General features: G+C 67.5%; 1 protein-coding gene. It reads left to right on the top strand.

Translation table 11 applies throughout. The features are described from left to right. Positions 1 to 148: 148 nt before the first annotated feature. Positions 149 to 1,061, top strand: a 913-nt coding sequence (locus tag GA0115233_RS40065; RefSeq protein ID WP_093725722.1) for an IS256 family transposase, incomplete at its 3' end; no start/stop codon positions are given.

Genomic DNA, 1,061 nt, shown 5'->3' on the forward strand with positions numbered 1-1,061 from the left:
GGATGGCGTCCCTTGTTGTGGTGTAGCCGATCACGGTTAGGGAGTGCGCCGGGGGGCGTGTGCCGATGGGCTTTCGCTCCCTGCCCGTAAGGCGGGCCATCGTGCAACTCTCCGTAGTGAACGGGCAGTTCAACGCGGGAGGTGCAGGATGGCCCTGTCTCAGCATGACTTACTCCGGCTGCTGGAGTCACTACGTTCGGCGGACGGGCTCGAACTCGTCCGCAGTGTGGCTGAGCGGATGCTCCAGGAACTGATCGAGGCCGAGGCCACGGCCCGGATCGGCGCGGAATGGAACGAGCACACCGAGACGCGCACCGCGCTTCGCAACGGCCACCGCGACAAGACGCTCAGCACGCAGGCCGGCGACCTGGACCTCGCGATCCCCAAGCTGCGGTCGGGGAGCTTCTTCCCCGCGCTGCTGGAGCGACGCCGCCGCATCGACCAGGCCCTGTACGCCGTCATCATGGAGGCCTACGTCCACGGCGTGTCCACGCGGTCGGTCGACGACCTGGTCAAGGCCCTCGGCGCGGAGACCGGGATATCCAAGAGTGAGGTCTCGCGGATCTGCCAGGACCTGGACGGCCAGCTGACCGCGTTCCGCGCCCGGCCCCTGGACCACGTCCGCTTCCCGTACGTCTATCTGGACGCGACCTACTGCAAGGCGCGGGTCGAGCACCAGATCGTGTCCCGCGCCGTGGTGATCGCCACCGGGATCACCGAGGAGGGCGGCCGGGAGGTGCTGGGCGTGATGGTCGGCGACAGTGAGACCGAGGTGTTCTGGACCGAGTTCCTGCGTTCCTTGCGCGAACGCGGTCTGACCGGGGTCCGGCTCGTCATCGGCGACCACCACTTGGGACTGGTCAAAGCCATCCGCAAGGTCATGCTCGGAGCCGCCTACCAGCGTTGCAGGGTGCACTTCCTGCGCAACGTGTTCAGCGTGATCAACAAGGAAGCGGCCGAGATGGCCGCCGCCACGATCCGCACGGTCTTCGCCCAGCCCACCGCCGATGCGGTCCGCACCCAGCTCGACACCGTCGCCGACATGCTCGGCAAGCAGTTCC

This window comes from Streptomyces sp. DI166, from assembly GCF_900091315.1.
Taxonomy (GTDB): domain Bacteria; phylum Actinomycetota; class Actinomycetes; order Streptomycetales; family Streptomycetaceae; genus Streptomyces; species Streptomyces fuscus.